Origin of the sequence: Mucisphaera sp. (genome assembly GCF_965279675.1) — a bacterium.
Lineage (GTDB): Bacteria > Planctomycetota > Phycisphaerae > Phycisphaerales > Phycisphaeraceae > Mucisphaera.
On sequence record NZ_CBDIIJ010000002.1, the window covers coordinates 2,247,194 to 2,261,375 of the forward strand.

General features: G+C 62.1%; 10 protein-coding genes. 3 read left to right on the plus strand and 7 right to left on the minus strand.

What is annotated here, in order from left to right; all coding sequences use genetic code 11:
• Positions 1 to 114 precede the first annotated feature (114 nt).
• A complete protein-coding gene (locus ACQZAB_RS09720) occupies positions 115 to 1,014 on the plus strand; it encodes a DUF1559 domain-containing protein (protein ID WP_428389319.1) in 900 nt (299 codons plus the stop codon).
• A 17-nt stretch (positions 1,015 to 1,031) separates the two neighbouring features.
• On the opposite strand, the gene ACQZAB_RS09725 is transcribed toward ACQZAB_RS09720, so the two are convergent.
• The 3 genes from ACQZAB_RS09725 to ACQZAB_RS09735 all read right to left on the minus strand — a co-directional run bounded on the left by ACQZAB_RS09725 (position 1,032) and on the right by ACQZAB_RS09735 (position 4,549).
• Positions 1,032 to 2,312: a serine hydrolase gene (locus ACQZAB_RS09725; protein WP_428389320.1), complete on the minus strand. Its 1,281-nt coding sequence runs from the start codon at positions 2,310 to 2,312 to the stop codon at positions 1,032 to 1,034.
• Positions 2,313 to 2,396: 84 nt separating this feature from the next.
• Complete coding sequence (locus ACQZAB_RS09730) at positions 2,397 to 3,785, minus strand: hypothetical protein (protein WP_428389321.1); 1,389 nt, start codon at positions 3,783 to 3,785, stop codon at positions 2,397 to 2,399.
• A gap of 110 nt (positions 3,786 to 3,895) precedes the next feature.
• Positions 3,896 to 4,549: a Fe(2+)-trafficking protein gene (locus ACQZAB_RS09735; protein ID WP_428389322.1), complete on the minus strand. Its 654-nt coding sequence runs from the start codon at positions 4,547 to 4,549 to the stop codon at positions 3,896 to 3,898.
• Between the two features lie 90 nt (positions 4,550 to 4,639).
• On the opposite strand from ACQZAB_RS09735, the gene ACQZAB_RS09740 reads away from it, so the two are divergent.
• Together ACQZAB_RS09740 and ACQZAB_RS09745 are read left to right on the plus strand one after the other, a co-directional pair.
• Positions 4,640 to 7,459: a PD-(D/E)XK nuclease family protein gene (locus tag ACQZAB_RS09740; RefSeq protein ID WP_428389323.1), complete on the plus strand. Its 2,820-nt coding sequence runs from the start codon at positions 4,640 to 4,642 to the stop codon at positions 7,457 to 7,459.
• Entirely contained in the window at positions 7,452 to 10,739 is a 3,288-nt protein-coding gene (locus tag ACQZAB_RS09745; RefSeq protein ID WP_428389324.1) for a UvrD-helicase domain-containing protein, read from the plus strand. The genes ACQZAB_RS09740 and ACQZAB_RS09745 overlap by 8 nt, the downstream gene beginning before the upstream one ends.
• A 63-nt stretch (positions 10,740 to 10,802) precedes the next feature.
• Here the strand turns inward: ACQZAB_RS09745 and phoU are convergent, their stop codons facing one another.
• The 4 genes from phoU to ACQZAB_RS09765 all read right to left on the minus strand — a co-directional run bounded on the left by phoU (position 10,803) and on the right by ACQZAB_RS09765 (position 14,141).
• Positions 10,803 to 11,486 (minus strand): phosphate signaling complex protein PhoU, encoded by a 684-nt coding sequence (gene phoU, locus ACQZAB_RS09750; RefSeq protein WP_428389325.1) that lies wholly within the window; start codon positions 11,484 to 11,486, stop codon positions 10,803 to 10,805.
• A 71-nt stretch (positions 11,487 to 11,557) separates the two neighbouring features.
• On the minus strand, positions 11,558 to 12,922 hold the full coding sequence (locus ACQZAB_RS09755) for a sensor histidine kinase (protein ID WP_428389326.1): 1,365 nt from the start codon (positions 12,920 to 12,922) through the stop codon (positions 11,558 to 11,560).
• A gap of 35 nt (positions 12,923 to 12,957) precedes the next feature.
• Positions 12,958 to 13,686: a response regulator gene (locus tag ACQZAB_RS09760; protein WP_428389327.1), complete on the minus strand. Its 729-nt coding sequence runs from the start codon at positions 13,684 to 13,686 to the stop codon at positions 12,958 to 12,960.
• A gap of 83 nt (positions 13,687 to 13,769) precedes the next feature.
• Complete coding sequence (locus ACQZAB_RS09765) at positions 13,770 to 14,141, minus strand: gamma-butyrobetaine hydroxylase-like domain-containing protein (RefSeq protein ID WP_428389328.1); 372 nt, start codon at positions 14,139 to 14,141, stop codon at positions 13,770 to 13,772.
• Positions 14,142 to 14,182: the final 41 nt, after the last annotated feature.

The window sequence follows — 14,182 nt, forward strand, 5'->3', positions numbered from 1 at the left end:
GCCACGTAAATCTTTCATAAGACCATTGACCAGCGGCCATCCGGGCCGGTACGATTCTTTTCAGGCCTGTCTGATTCGACCAAAACGTTCATCCCGCGACACCCGGAGCCAACCATGCGCCGATCCCAAGGTTTCACCCTGATCGAACTCCTCGTCGTCATCTCAATCATCGCGCTGCTCATCGGCATCCTCCTCCCCGCCCTCGTCTCAGCTCGCGAGTCGGCCCGCAACATCGCCTGCAAATCCAACATGCGCCAACTCCAACTCGCCTGGCAGGTCTACGCCGACGAGCACGACAGCTTCGACACAGGCTTCGTCATGCCCGTGCCAACGCCTATCAGCACCGGCGGCCAGCGAGGCGGTGCCTCCACCGTCAGAGTCGATGCCTGGGTCGGCGAATACGGCAACAACCCATCCATCGACTTCGACCGACGCCAGATCGCCATCGAAGAAGGCCAACTCTTCAGCTACGCCGCCAGCGTCGACCTCTACCGCTGCCCCGCCGAACCAGAACGATCACCCGTCGACTTTCTCCGCAGCTACTCCATCAATGATTACCTCAATGGCGGCCAGTTCTTCCAGTTCTTCGATGTCCTCGCAGACACACCCGAAGACTTCTTCAGACAGGCCATCAAGCGAACCGCCGAAATACGTGCCCCATCCAGCACCTTCACCTTTGTCGACGACGGCGACGACCGTGGCGGAAAACTCGGATCCTTCTTTGTAACAGGCGGCACCGCCAACAGCCCGGCCCCCAATGCTTGGGGTGACCGCCCAGGCATCTGGCATCCCAACAACGGGGCCAACATCGCCTTCGCCGATGGCCGAGTCGATTCGCGCAACCACACCGATCAGGCCCTCATCGACAACCCCGGCCATAACAACCAGGCACTCCCCGCCCAGGACCCCGAAAAAGACCTTCGCTTCTACCAGTCCATCACCGCCCCCACCAATGAAGTCATGGACAACGTCCAGCAAGGCCAGACCGGAGGCAATGGCGGACAACGCGGCTAAACAGCTAGTCCCAGCCCCTACTGCCGCTCCGCCGCCCGCCAAAGCTTCCGAGCCACCCGCTCACCCAGCGTCTCGTGGAAACGATTCGCCGCCTCATACCCATACGTGTCGTCGTTGATCGTCCCATTCGGGTTGTTGTAAACCGCCACCGTCAGATAGAACGACGCCCCCGTCGACCGATCCAGGTAGTACCCCGTATCGAGTCGATACCCATACGCCGTCCCACTCTTGTCAAACGCCACCACCGCCGGCCGCGGCACCACCTTCGCAATCCCATCCACCACATAGCTATCAAACGACCCCGGCGCATACCGGCTGGATGAATACACCGGGTTGCTCGATTCCAATGGGTCCTGCGACATCGCCGACAACATCAGCGTCCGATGCTGACCCGACAGCCCCAGCCCCGGCTTGCCCAACTCGATCTCCGGCCGCGTGACCATCACCACCAGATCCTGCAGGTCCTCCATCGATACCCAGTTCTTGTCCGAAAAATCAAACGGCTCCTCAACCAACGCACCCGCCTCGTTGACGTGACGCTCCCCCAACAACAACCCACCCCGTACCCCCGCCAACGGCAAGCTCACCACCGCCGTCCTGGGCCCCACCGAGTACGCCCGCTGATCCAGCACCATGTCCACCTGAGGCGTAAACCGGTGATAAGCCTCATCCCCCGGGTCCGACAGCCGGTGATGCAGCCGAAAACTCTCCAGACCCGCCTCCCACAAAATCTGATTCAATCGATCCCGCCCCACAAAGTCATACAGCCGGTTGTAAGCCTCATTCGACGATACAAAACACGTCTTCCGAATCTCCTGCCGAAGCGTGATCGTCCCATTGTCCACGTTGCTGTCGTCCCGGACCCTCACCATCCCATCCTCCCGCCGCGGATACAGCACCAGAGGCGTATCCGCCGTCAAAGCCAGCCCCGACTCGGCCTGAAGCCGCTGTAACTCAATCAACGCCGCCACACAACCCGCCAGCTTGATCGTGCTCGCCGGATACACGTACTCCGCATCCACCCGATACCGGTACCGCCGAAGCGTTGGCGGGCCCTCCGGGTCCTCAATCACCTCCGACACCAAAATCTGCACCCGATGCCCCGTCGGGTCCCGCAGCAACCCACCCCACATCGCCGCCGATCCATCCAGCACATCCCTGAACCAGGCATCCCCCAGCCGAGCCGCCGCCGCGCTCTCATCCTCACCACCCCCGCGCCCACCCGGCGACACGGTACACCCCACCTGCAATACAACCAGCAACACACACACCATCCAGACCGCGATGCTTCTGTTCATCCCCGCATGCTACCGCGTCGGCCAAGCCCAAGAAAAAAAGCCCGCATCGCTGCGGGCTCTTAAAGACCAGGTTCAGCCGGAGGCTCACCGCCGCCGCCGAAGCGCCGCAAAGGCCGCAGGCACTAGCACAGCCGCCGTCCCAGGCGTCGGCAGGGGGGTAGTCCCGTCATAACCAAAGTTTGTCGCCAGGATCGACAGGTCAATCAGGTCCACCACGAAATCACCATTGAAATCACCGCTGCCCCACAGCCCGCCGTCCCCAAACGCACTCGCAAGCAGCGACAGATCGATCAGATCCACGCTCCCGTCCAGATTCGCATCACCCCGGACCGTGTTGAAAACCTGCAGCAGCAGCGAATCAACGTCATCGTCATCCACATCGCCATCCAGATCGATGTCCGTCAGCGAATCACCGAAACCAAAGCTGTTAAAAAGCTGCTCAATGTCTAACTCGTCCACATCATCATCGAAATCAAAATCGCCGAGCATCGCATAGACGAGGTCGTAGAAACCATTTGAATCGTGGTTGCCATCCAAAAAATCATCCGGGTAAGCACTCACACCCAGCGTGAAATTGCTGTCCAACGGGATGAAGTCCACCACCGGCTCGCCGTAAGCACTGTCATCATCAAACGCCACCTGATTCCCAAAGGCATCGTAAGCCGCCATCACCGCATCAAACTCGCTGTACTGAAGCGTCGCCCGATAAGGCACGCCCGGCACGGGCGTCTCGAAGTTGAAGAAGTCCGTATCTCCAAACAACCCCGCCGGAATAAACTCGCTTAACGCATCAAACGGATCCGTCTGATCGAAAATCACATACATGTAGTAGTCACCGAACTGACCGTGACCCTCCAGCAGCCCATCGCCAATATCTACAAATCCATCGAATGGCGTCGGGTCCCCATCCAGGCCATCCGGGTAACCACTCACCGCAATGTTGATCTCGCCCGACGCACTCACCTGCCCATAAATGGCAGAAGCCAGGCCATCACCCAGCGGGCTGTCATCATCATCCGTATCGATCAGGAACGAACCCTCATACAGCCCAAGCGTCGTATCCGGCGCGCCGAAGCCATACCCGAAGCCCGTCCCCGCGATGTCGTCCTCATCTGCTGAAGAGGCCCCCGCCAATGAGAAGTAGCCGTAACCCGACCCGCTCGATCCAAACGGATCGTTGTCGATGATCACCACAAAGTCACGGAAAGGCGTCAACCCGCCATAGCTCCAGAAATCAAACGTATCCCCATCCAGGAAGCTCGACTCGTAGAAGTCATCCACCCCGAACATCTCCGGCTCGACGAAAAACCCGCCATTGCCAAGCTGGCCGGAAACAAACCGATCCTCCACGAACTCCGACTCGAAAAACGAGTCATTCGGCTCAAAGTCCTGACCCAATGCCGCCCCGGCCAGGCCGAGAGACAGCGAAGCAGACAGCAGACAACGCGTGGCAACACCGGTGCGTAGCGACATAACTCTTCTCCAGTTCGTGAGCGCAAGTACAGAGGGGCAAGCCTTACCGAATGTAAAGATTACCACGTCTCCAACGACCGGCAAGAAAAACCACCCCCGGATCGACCCGCTCAGGAAGATTCCGCCGCAGCCTTCTCCTTGTCGTAAGCCTCTATCTCCTCACGAGATACCTGAAGCCACTCCAGCATGTGCTGCTCATACAGGTCCTGATGGGCCACGTTCCCGAAGTCCAGCCGCAGCTCATTGATCACCTTCGTCCCCTGCCCGATCCACTCATTCCAGGTCACCTGACCAAAGTGGTCGTAGATGAACCGCCCGATCGGACCACGCATAGGCGGGTCCGCCAGCCGCGGCTGACCCTGACCCGTCCGCCGATCCAGGACCATCTTCCCGGACGCCTCCACCTCCGCCTTCTTCGCGCCCGCATCCTTCACATCAGGAATCTCCGCCCCGATCTGCTCCAGCAGCGACCCCATCGCACGCTGCGGCATCACATCCCCACGCTCCGCCGAGATCTTGTAACCCTTGGTCAGAGTCGTTTTTGCCTCATCCTTCTGATCCAGCTTGATTTGCACATGCCCCAACTGCTGATAAGCCCGCGACATCCCCGAGTTCAGATCAATCGCCTTCTGAAACGCCCCGGCCGCATCCGCCCACCGCTCCGCCTCTTTGTAAGCGTTGCCGAGACTCAGAAAAGCCATGTCGTCCGGGGCTTCCGCCGCCATCCGTTCCCACTGCGCGATACGTTCGTCAAGGTTGCTCATGCCCCTAGCATAGCGCCTCGATCCCAGCCCCGCACCCCACCTTCATCTCTAAGGCTTGCAACACGCACGCGCTACCGTCACGATGCCGGCATGCCCCCTCAACGACGCTTTCTGGGGACCGGACAACCCCTCCTCCACCTGGCCGTCCAGGCCCTGATCGATCTCTACCCACCCGCCGAAGCCGGCTGGCAGGCCTGGGACCTCTCCCACCTCACCGTCGTGATCCCCAGCCAGCGGGCCCGCCGACAACTCATCCATCACCTCGCCGCCCACGCCGACGCCCAGAACCGCATCCTCCTCCCACCCGACACCCTCGCCCCCGACCAGTTCCTCGTCCGCATCACCCCACCCGATGAAACCATCGCCACCCCACGGCAGAGCCTCGCCCTCCGCGAAGTCGCTCTCCGCCAAACCGACCCGAAACGCCTCCAACCCCTCCTACCTCAGCAGGCAGATCACCAGCCCCACCTCGCCTCTCTCGCCCGCCGGCTCGCCCGCCTTAGCGAAGACCTCCTTCTCGAGAACCTCCCCCTCGAAGACCTGCCCGATCGACTCGCCCATGCCAACATCGATCCACCCGCGGCCGACCGCTACACCATGATCGCCGAGCTGGAAACCAACTACCTCCGACAACTCGCCCAATACCAACTCAACGACCGCTGGCGCGCCTGCCGACAAACCATCCAGCAGGGCCCACCCACCCTCAGCACCCACGTCCTGCTCCTCGGCCTCACCGACCTCCGCCCCCTCTTCGCTCAGTACCTCCACGCCTCGCCCGACCCCGTCACCGCCCTTGTCGCCGCAGACCCCGCCGACCGCAGTCACTTCGGCCCCATGGGTGAAGCCCTCCACGAAGCCTGGGCCAGCAAGCCCCTGCCCATCACCGAAGACAGCCTCATCTGGGTCGAAGACGAGCACGAGCAAAACCTCGCCGTCGCCGAAGCGCTCGCCGACCACCAACCACTCAGCCCCGGCAGCGCCGCCATCGTCACGACCAAAGCCGCTCTCAACGAACCCATCCGCGCCGCCATCTCGCTCGCCGAGGTCGATGCCGCCATCATCGAGTCCCGCCCACTCAGCCAGTCAGCGCCCGCCTTATGCCTCCAACTGCTGGCCAGCTTCCACACCAGTTCCACCTACGACGACCTTGCCGCCCTCATCCGCCACTCCGATATCGACAGCCACCTCCGCCGCAGCCTCAACCCCAATAGCACCGCCGCCATCGAAAACTGGGTCACCCTGCTCGACGACTACGCCTCCCGCTACCTCGCCGCCGTCGTCTCCGACCAATGGCTCGGTAAAAAAGCCCCCGCCCTTAGCCAGGTCTATGCGGCCATCAAGTCACTCCTCCCGCAAGACACATCATCCAGACCCCTCAACGCATGGACCGAATCCCTCCGCAGCGTCCTCCAGAAGATCTACGCCCAGGCACCCGCCACCCCCGGCGATCCCGACAACCGGCAACGAGCCCTCCAGGCCTTCCTCCAGGAAATCGACGACCTCGACCACCTCCAGGCCATCAAGGACCATCTCCCCGATATCACCTTTGCACAGGCCGTCGATCAGCTGCTCAACCCACCTTCACCCAGAGTCATCCCGATCCCCGCAGACGATAGCAAACTCCCGATCCTTGGCGTCATCGAACTCGCCTTCGATACCTCACCCCAACTCATCGTCGCCGGCCTCAACGAAGGAGCCTTCCCGAGCCGACCCAAACCCGACGCGCTGCTCCCGCCATCCGTCCGTCAGCGCCTCGGCCTCAACGACGCCAAACGAAGAGAAGCCCGCGACCGCTGGGCACTCCACACCGCACTCACTTCACGACAGAACACCACACTCATCGCCGCCGCCCGCTCCGCCACCAACGACCCACTCCTGCCGAGCCTACCCCTCCTCGGACACAACCACGACACCCAGACCCGCCGGCTCCACCGCTTCCTCATCCAAAGAGATCGACCGTCGCAACGGATCCAACTCGGCACGCCGGGCATGCGAAACAACTTCCGACTCGTCCCGCCATCCACACCCATCGCTCCACCTCTCAGGCTTTCCATCACCGCCTTGAAGAGCTATCTCGCCTGCCCCTATCGCTTCTACCTCAGGCACGTCTTGAAACTAAACGTCGTCGAGGATGCCTTCGCCGAACTGGATGCAGCTAGCTTCGGCACCCTCCTCCACAACAGCCTGGCAAGGCTCAGCCAGGCACCCAAGCAGGCACGCGTCAACGCCGGTCAACTCACCGCCTACCTCATCGAAGGCCTCCACGAAGAAGCCCGCAGGACCCTGGGCGATCAGCCCAACGTACCCACCCGCGTCCAGCTCCGAACCGCCACCGAGCGCCTCCAGGCCTTCGCGCCACTGCAGATCCAACGCTGGAACGAAGGATGGGAGATCACCCACACCGAAGTCAAAACCAGCCAGGCGATCTCAATCGACCAGACCACTTTCACGCTCACCGGACGCATCGACCGCATCGATCAGCACCCCGATGGCCGCACACAGATCATCGATTACAAGTCCTTCGATAAACCCAAAAAACCCCGGCCCGAACACCACACCAAGAAACGCGGATGGATCGACCTCCAACTCCCGCTCTACCTCGACCTCATCGCGCAGCCCGCCATCCAACTCAACCTACCGCACCGCCTGCTCGACGCCGGCTACTGGGTCTTGCCCGCCAAGCCGGCCTCCCGCCTCGCTGATCACCTCTTGTTCTGCGGATGGACCGAGCAGGAACGCCAGGAAGCCAGAGACACCCGCGATCACATCCTGAGCCAGATCAGCCAGTCGATCTACTGGCCTCCAGGCGATCCCGCCCACTTCCCCGACGGCTTCGAAGCCCTCTGCGCCGACCTCGCACCCGACCGCGACGAACTGATCAACCATTCGGAGCCCAACCGCCATGGCTGAGCTCGAGCCCAACAACAGCTCCATGCTCGATCACCGCCTCATCCGCGCCTCCGCCGGCTCCGGGAAAACCTTCCAACTCGCCTGCCGATACCTCACCCTGCTCCACGCCGGCGCCAAACCCCAGGAGATTCTCGCCACCACCTTCACCCGAGCCGCAGCCGGCGAGATCCGCGACCGCATCCTCCGCTGGCTCGTCGAAGCCACCCTCAACCCCGAAAAACTCAACCAACTCCGCGCCGAGACCGCACTGCCACTCACCCAGACACGCACCCGCGAACTCTTCGACCAACTCCTGCCCGCTCTCCCACATCTGCCCATCGGCACCATCGACAGCACCTTCCACCGCATCGCCAGCGCCTTCAGCGACGAACTCGGTATCCCCGACGAACCGCTGCTCATCGACGATCGCTCCGCCCTCGCCGAAGACCTGCGACTCCGATCCGTCGAACGACTCCTCGCCCGAAGCGCCGCCGACAACGATTTCGAAACCCTCATCGCTTGGCTCCGCCAACTCGGCGCGGGCGACGCCACCCGCTCCGTCATCGAAGCCATCGAAAGACTCGTCAAAGACCTCACACCCACCTGGACCGAAGCCCCCAACCCCGATCTCTGGCACTTCCCAATCGAGGGCAAGAAGCTCACCGAGACACAGCGCAGCCAGTTCATCGACCAACTCGCGAGCCTCGAAGAGGACCTACCAAAGAAGAAGAACAGCGAAGACCCCGATAAGAGATTTTGCAACGCCTGGCTGGCAACCCTTGACGACCTCCGCACCAACAACTGGGAAGCCTTCCTCACCAGAGGCCTGGCCCCGAAAGCCTGGGCACAGGAGCTTTATCAGGGAAAGCACATCCCGCCTTCATTCCAACAGTCACTCGCCCCACTCATCGACCATGCCCGTGCCCTCATCAGCCACGAAACCAGTCTGCGAACCAAAGCCACCGCCCACTTCCTTCAGGCCTTCGACCACGCCTGGCAGGAAATCGCCGACGAGCGGCAGGCCATACGCTATAGCGACCTCACCACCCTCCTCGCTCAGACCATCGATAGCAACCAGGCCGACTGGCTTGACGATCTCTACTTCCGACTCGATGCCAGCGTCCAGCACCTGCTCCTCGACGAGTTCCAGGACACCAGCCGCCAGCAATGGGCCGTACTCCAGCCGCTCATCGATGAACTACTCGCCCACGGACACACGACCCACTCCGGCCGCTCCCTCTTCTGTGTCGGCGACACCAAGCAAGCCATCTACGGCTGGCGAGGCGGCGACGTCCGACTCTTCGATAACGTCGCCGACAAGCTGCAGGCACTCGACATCAACGAGGAGGTCTTCAGCACCATCTACCGCTGTGCCCAACCCGTCCTCGACCTCGTCAACAACGTCTATAACAACCTCACACTAGCAGACATCTTCGACACCACCGAAGAACGAGCCGCCGCAAATCACTGGCAGGACCTGTTCCCGAATCACCAGGCCGCCAACCCCGACCAGCCCGGCCACGCGCTCATCATGCGCACAGCCCCACCGCTGGCAGAAGAACCCGACACCCCCGCACCCCCCGACACCGAAGACGACGACACCCAGACCACACCCGCCCAGACCGCCCACCTCCGCGCCGTCGCCGAACACACCGCCAGCCTCCACAAGCAGCTCACCGGCCGCTCCATCGCCATCCTCGTCGCGCGCAACCAGATCGTCGCCGACCTACTCCTCGAACTCCGCGCCCTCGGCATCGAGGCCTCAGGAGAAGGCGGGGTCCCCATCCACGGCGATCCCGCCGTCGAAGCCGTCCTCGCCGCTCTCACCCTGATCGATCACCCCGCAGACGAAGCCGCCCACCTCTACGTCACCAACAGCCCGCTCGGTCAGGAACTCCGAGTACCCAGCGACATCGACCGCTGCCCCGGCTGGGCCGCACGCCAACGCCAACACCTTCTCACCCGAGGATTCGGCCGCACCGTCGCCGACTGGACCCACCCCCTCCAGCCCCACTGCGACCCCAAACGCTGGCACCGACTCAGGCAACTCCAGACCCTCGCCCATCAGTACGATCTCCAGCAGCACGCCGAACCTGATCCACCCGCGCTCCGTCCCACACGCTTCGTCAACTACATCCGCACCACGCGCATCGAAGACCCCAGCAGCGCTCCCATCCGCGTGATGACCGTCCACGCAGCCAAAGGCCTCGAGTTCGACACTGTCATCCTCCCCGACCTCCTCCAGGTCTGGAAGTCACGCAGCAACCTCATCATCACCCGAGATCCCCAAACCGGCACCCCGATACAAATCGCTAAACAACCCGACGCTAGGCTCCTCGACTACTTCCCCGCAGCAGCCCAGCAAGCCAGGCAGACTCAGGCAGAAGACCTCGCCGAACGCTTCTCCAGCCTTTATGTCGCCATGACCCGCGCCCGCCACGCTCTCCACATCCTCCTGCAACCACTCGCGACCACCAGGTCCGGAACCAGCTCCGTCGGCTCTACCAACAAAACCCACGCCGCCCTCATCCGCCAAACCCTCGCTCTGCCCCTGCAGGCCAGGGAAGAAGCCGACCTCACCACACTCACCGAGACCGGAAACCCCAACTGGACCAGTCAGCTGTCAAAGCCCGATCCGCAACCCGTACGACCCACGCCATCACCACTGACCATCTCACAAACCAACACGCCACAACCAAAACCCAGGCCGCAACCCACAACACAGACCCTCGCCGACTGCTTCGACACGCAGGATCAGCGACAAGCCAAAGCCCGCGGGCTCGCCGTCCACAACCTCCTCGAACACACCGCCTTCATCGACGAAGCACCACCCCCCTGGCTGACCAGCGACAGCTCTGCCCGCGCCCTCTTAATCGAAGCCGGCGTCGTGACAGCCAGCAACAACCACCTCAGCCAATACCTCGACGAAGCAAGAGCCATTCTCCAGCAACCCGAGATCCAGGAGGCCCTCAGCCGCAGAGGAGCCGCCAGCCTCCACACCGAGCTGCCCTTCACACAAATCGACGAAGACCAAACCTCAGTCACAGGCCGCATCGACCGACTTGTGGTCTGGACCAACAACGAGCAACCCACCCACGCCGAGATCATCGACTACAAAACCGACCGGATCGCCAACACCCCCGAAGACACCGCCGCCACCATCGAAAGACACCGCCAGCAGATCAACCACTACCGCCAGGCCGCCGCCCGAATGCTCAACCTCCCCATCAACAAGATCCACGGCCGCCTCGTCATGACCCACACCGCCACCATTATCGATCTACCACCAGAAGCCATTTGAACCCACTGCAACAAACACAGTGATACGGGTCGCAGAGATGAGACCGAGACGAAGTAGGGGGGGTTAAGCGCTCTGGTCGCGGCGTTCCTGAATCTTCCGATGCCGAACGATGTCTCCCTCCGCCATGTAGATGACATCCTTCGCCACGTTCACCGCGTGGTCCGCCATCCGCTCAAGCTGACGCGACACATTGATCAGGTGGATCATCTGCTCGATCTGCTCCGGATTCTCCCGCATCGTCTCCGTGATCCGGTCGTACATCCCCCGATGAATCCCATCCACCACGTCATCCAGCGACCGAACCTCTCGCGCCAGCGCCGGGTCCAGATTCACCAGCGCATCCAGACTCTTCTTCAGCATCTCCTGAACCAGCCCGCTCATCCGCCCCAGATCAAACGGCATCTGGTCCACCATGCTGCACGAAGCCAGGAACCGCGCCTGCTGCGCGACGTTCACCGCGAGATCCCCGATCCGCTCCAGGTCGTTGTTGATCTTCAGAACCGCCACCACAAACCGCAGATCAAATGCCACCGGCTGGTGTAGCGCCAGCGTGTGCAGGCACTCCTCCTCCACGTCGAGTTCCAGTTCATCAATCGACGCATCCCCCGCGATCACCTCGTCCGCCAGACCCACATCACGCGTCTGGATCGCCACGATCGCCTTGTCCACACCCTCCTCTACCAGAGTGCCCAGCGACAGCAGCGAACGCTTCAGCTTGTCCAGTTGTCGTTGCAGGTGAGTAGCCATTATCGTCTCCAGACGGGGTCCCGCGGCACCTCCCTGTGCCGCTTACTCTTTGACCATAGCCGTTTTACGCGTTAATGCGAGACCGAACCGTTGCTTTCTTCCGAACTTACGGGTTTTCCCCGTGCACGCAGATGAATCCGCATCGTCGTGCCCGACCGCGGAACCGAATCCACCGTCACCCGACCGCCGTGCGCCTCCGCCACGTGCTTCACGATCGACAACCCCAGCCCCGTCCCCCCCAACTCCCGGCTGCGCGATCGATCCGTTCGGTAGAACCGCTCGAAAATCCTCGGCAGATGCTCCGCCTCGATCCCCCGACCCCGATCTTCCACCTCAATCACCACCTCCCGCTCCCGTTCCAGCACCCGAACCGACACCTCACCCCCCTCCGGCCCGTATTTAATCGCGTTATCGATCAGATTCACCACCGCCTGTTCCAGAAGCCTCGGATTGATCCGCGCCGTCGCTTCCATCGCCCCTGACAACACGATCCGCACCCCACGCTCCTCCGCCTTCACCACCAGTGCCTCCCGCGCCGCCGACAGCACAGGCCCGACCTCGAGCACTTCCAGATCGCTCAGCACCTGCCGACGCTCCTGCTCGATCCGTGCCAGACTCAACAGATCCTCGACAATCGTCTCCAGCCGCACCGCCTGCCTCGCCACGATCCGCAAAAACCGATCCCGACCCGCCGCATCGATCTCCGGATCATCCAGCAGCGTCTCCGTCGCCGCCTTGATCGCGCTCACCGGCGTCTTCACCTCGTGAGACACATTCGCCACAAACTCCCGACGAACCTTCTCCAGCCTTCGCAGCTGGGTGACGTCATGCAACACAATCACCGCCCCCAATCGCTCCCCATGCGCATCACGCAGCATCTCACTGTGAATCTGGAAATACCGTCGTTGCCCGGACTCCGAACCCGACACCCGCACCGTCATCTCCGCACTCTTGCCCTCGCCCTCATCAAGCGTCTGCGTCACAAACTTCTGCAGCGACGCATTCCGAATCACCTCCTGAATCGGCCGCCCGATGGTCCCGATCGGGTCCAGCCGCAGCAGCTCCGCTCCCGCACGATTAAGACTCAACACCCGCTCATCCAGATCGATCGCCAGCACCCCCTCATTCATCGACGACAACACCGCCCCCAGCTCGTTCCGCTGCTGAATCACATCCGTCAGCCGGCTCTGCAGCTGCGCCCCCATCTCATCCAGCGTGTCCGCCAAACCGACCAGCCGAAGCGTCCCACTCGCCCGCGCCGGCTTCTTCAGATCACCACTGGCCAGCCGCAGCGCCTCCTCCCGAAACACCCGCAAAGCCACGACCACCCGGTAGCACACCCCCAGCACCACCACGCCCAGAACAATCGCCAGAGCCAGAAACAGGCCCGCCGCCGACGATTCCATCAGTTGCCCAGCCGAGTAAATCAAGGCCATCGCCGGCGGTCCGGCGCCGGCCTCCACATCAAGGTTCAGTCACGAAAACGATAGCCCACACCACGAACCGTCTCGATCGACGCCCCCGCGTCACCCAGCTTACGCCGAAGCGACACCACCTGGACATCCACCGACCGATCCGTCACCGCCGCAAACCCCTCGTGAATCGACTCAATGATCTGCTGACGCGTGAACACCCGCCCACGACGACCCGCCAGCAAACTCAGCAGCTTGAACTCCGTCGCCGTCAGATCCACCAGCTCACCCTCCGCCCGCACCTCGTGACGATCCAGATCGATCGTCACCGAATCCGCCGTGATCGTCCTCACCTCGCCCTCGCCCGCACCCGAACTATCCGCCGACCGCCTCAGCATCGCCTTGATCCGCGCCATCAGCACCCGCGGGCTAAACGGCTTAGTGATGTAATCATCCGCCCCCAACTCCAGCCCACGAACGATATCCGTCTCCTCACCCTTCGCCGTCAGCATGATGATCGGCACCTCCGACGTCACCTCGCGACCCTTTAGCGTCCGACAAACCTCAAGCCCGTCCATCCCAGGAAGCATCAGATCCAGCAGAATCAGGTCCAGCTTCCCCGACCGCGCGAGCTTCAAACCGTCCTCGCCAGTACCAGCCGCCTGCACCCGATACCCCTCTCGCTCCAGGTTGTACTGAAGCAGATCCTGAAGATCCTGCTCGTCCTCAACCAGCAGAATGCTCGCCTGCTCGCTCTCGTCACCACCCCAGGTCGATCCATCGCCCATCACATGGCTCCGCGTACGCGTGAAGGTGAAACGACAATCCCACAGCCCGCAAGAATACCCTCACCCCAAATGTGTCGATTGTGTTAAGAAGCAGCCGTCCCCTCACCACCCGTCCCACCCGCTTGCTCCGGCCGATTCGGGTCGATCTCACGCAGATACACCCACGAAAACAACCCCGTGTCATGCCCATCCGAAAACCGGATCCGGATCGCGTAATTCCCCACCATCTCCGCATCCACCGCCACCAACGGCCCACTCCCGCCAGAACTCGGCAGCACCGTTAGCGGGTTCGCCTCCATCGCTTTCCGCATCTCGCGAGCATCCGCCGAAGGCGACATCTTCCGCAAATACGCAATCGGATAAATCGACACCCGCCCGTCGCTCCACGTCACCGTCAGTGCACGATCCTTCTTCAGATCCAGATGCCGAGGCACCAGCGGGGTTGACTTATCCATAAATCACAATCTCCAGAACCAGCCAGCCCTCCAGCCGGTAA

What these genes read in the sequence shown, in the direction of transcription:
- ACQZAB_RS09740 (WP_428389323.1), top strand. Translation starts at nt 4,640, where the DNA reads ATGCCCCCTCAACGACGCTTTCTGGGGACCGGACAACCCCTCCTCCAC.
- ACQZAB_RS09735 (WP_428389322.1), bottom strand. Translation starts at nt 4,549, where the DNA reads ATGAGCAACCTTGACGAACGTATCGCGCAGTGGGAACGGATGGCGGCG.
- ACQZAB_RS09730 (WP_428389321.1), bottom strand. Translation starts at nt 3,785, where the DNA reads ATGTCGCTACGCACCGGTGTTGCCACGCGTTGTCTGCTGTCTGCTTCG.
- phoU (WP_428389325.1), bottom strand. Translation starts at nt 11,486, where the DNA reads ATGGCTACTCACCTGCAACGACAACTGGACAAGCTGAAGCGTTCGCTG.
- ACQZAB_RS09760 (WP_428389327.1), bottom strand. Translation starts at nt 13,686, where the DNA reads ATGGGCGATGGATCGACCTGGGGTGGTGACGAGAGCGAGCAGGCGAGC.
- ACQZAB_RS09765 (WP_428389328.1), bottom strand. Translation starts at nt 14,141, where the DNA reads ATGGATAAGTCAACCCCGCTGGTGCCTCGGCATCTGGATCTGAAGAAG.
- ACQZAB_RS09720 (WP_428389319.1), top strand. Translation starts at nt 115, where the DNA reads ATGCGCCGATCCCAAGGTTTCACCCTGATCGAACTCCTCGTCGTCATC.
- ACQZAB_RS09725 (WP_428389320.1), bottom strand. Translation starts at nt 2,312, where the DNA reads ATGAACAGAAGCATCGCGGTCTGGATGGTGTGTGTGTTGCTGGTTGTA.
- ACQZAB_RS09755 (WP_428389326.1), bottom strand. Translation starts at nt 12,922, where the DNA reads ATGGCCTTGATTTACTCGGCTGGGCAACTGATGGAATCGTCGGCGGCG.
- ACQZAB_RS09745 (WP_428389324.1), top strand. Translation starts at nt 7,452, where the DNA reads ATGGCTGAGCTCGAGCCCAACAACAGCTCCATGCTCGATCACCGCCTC.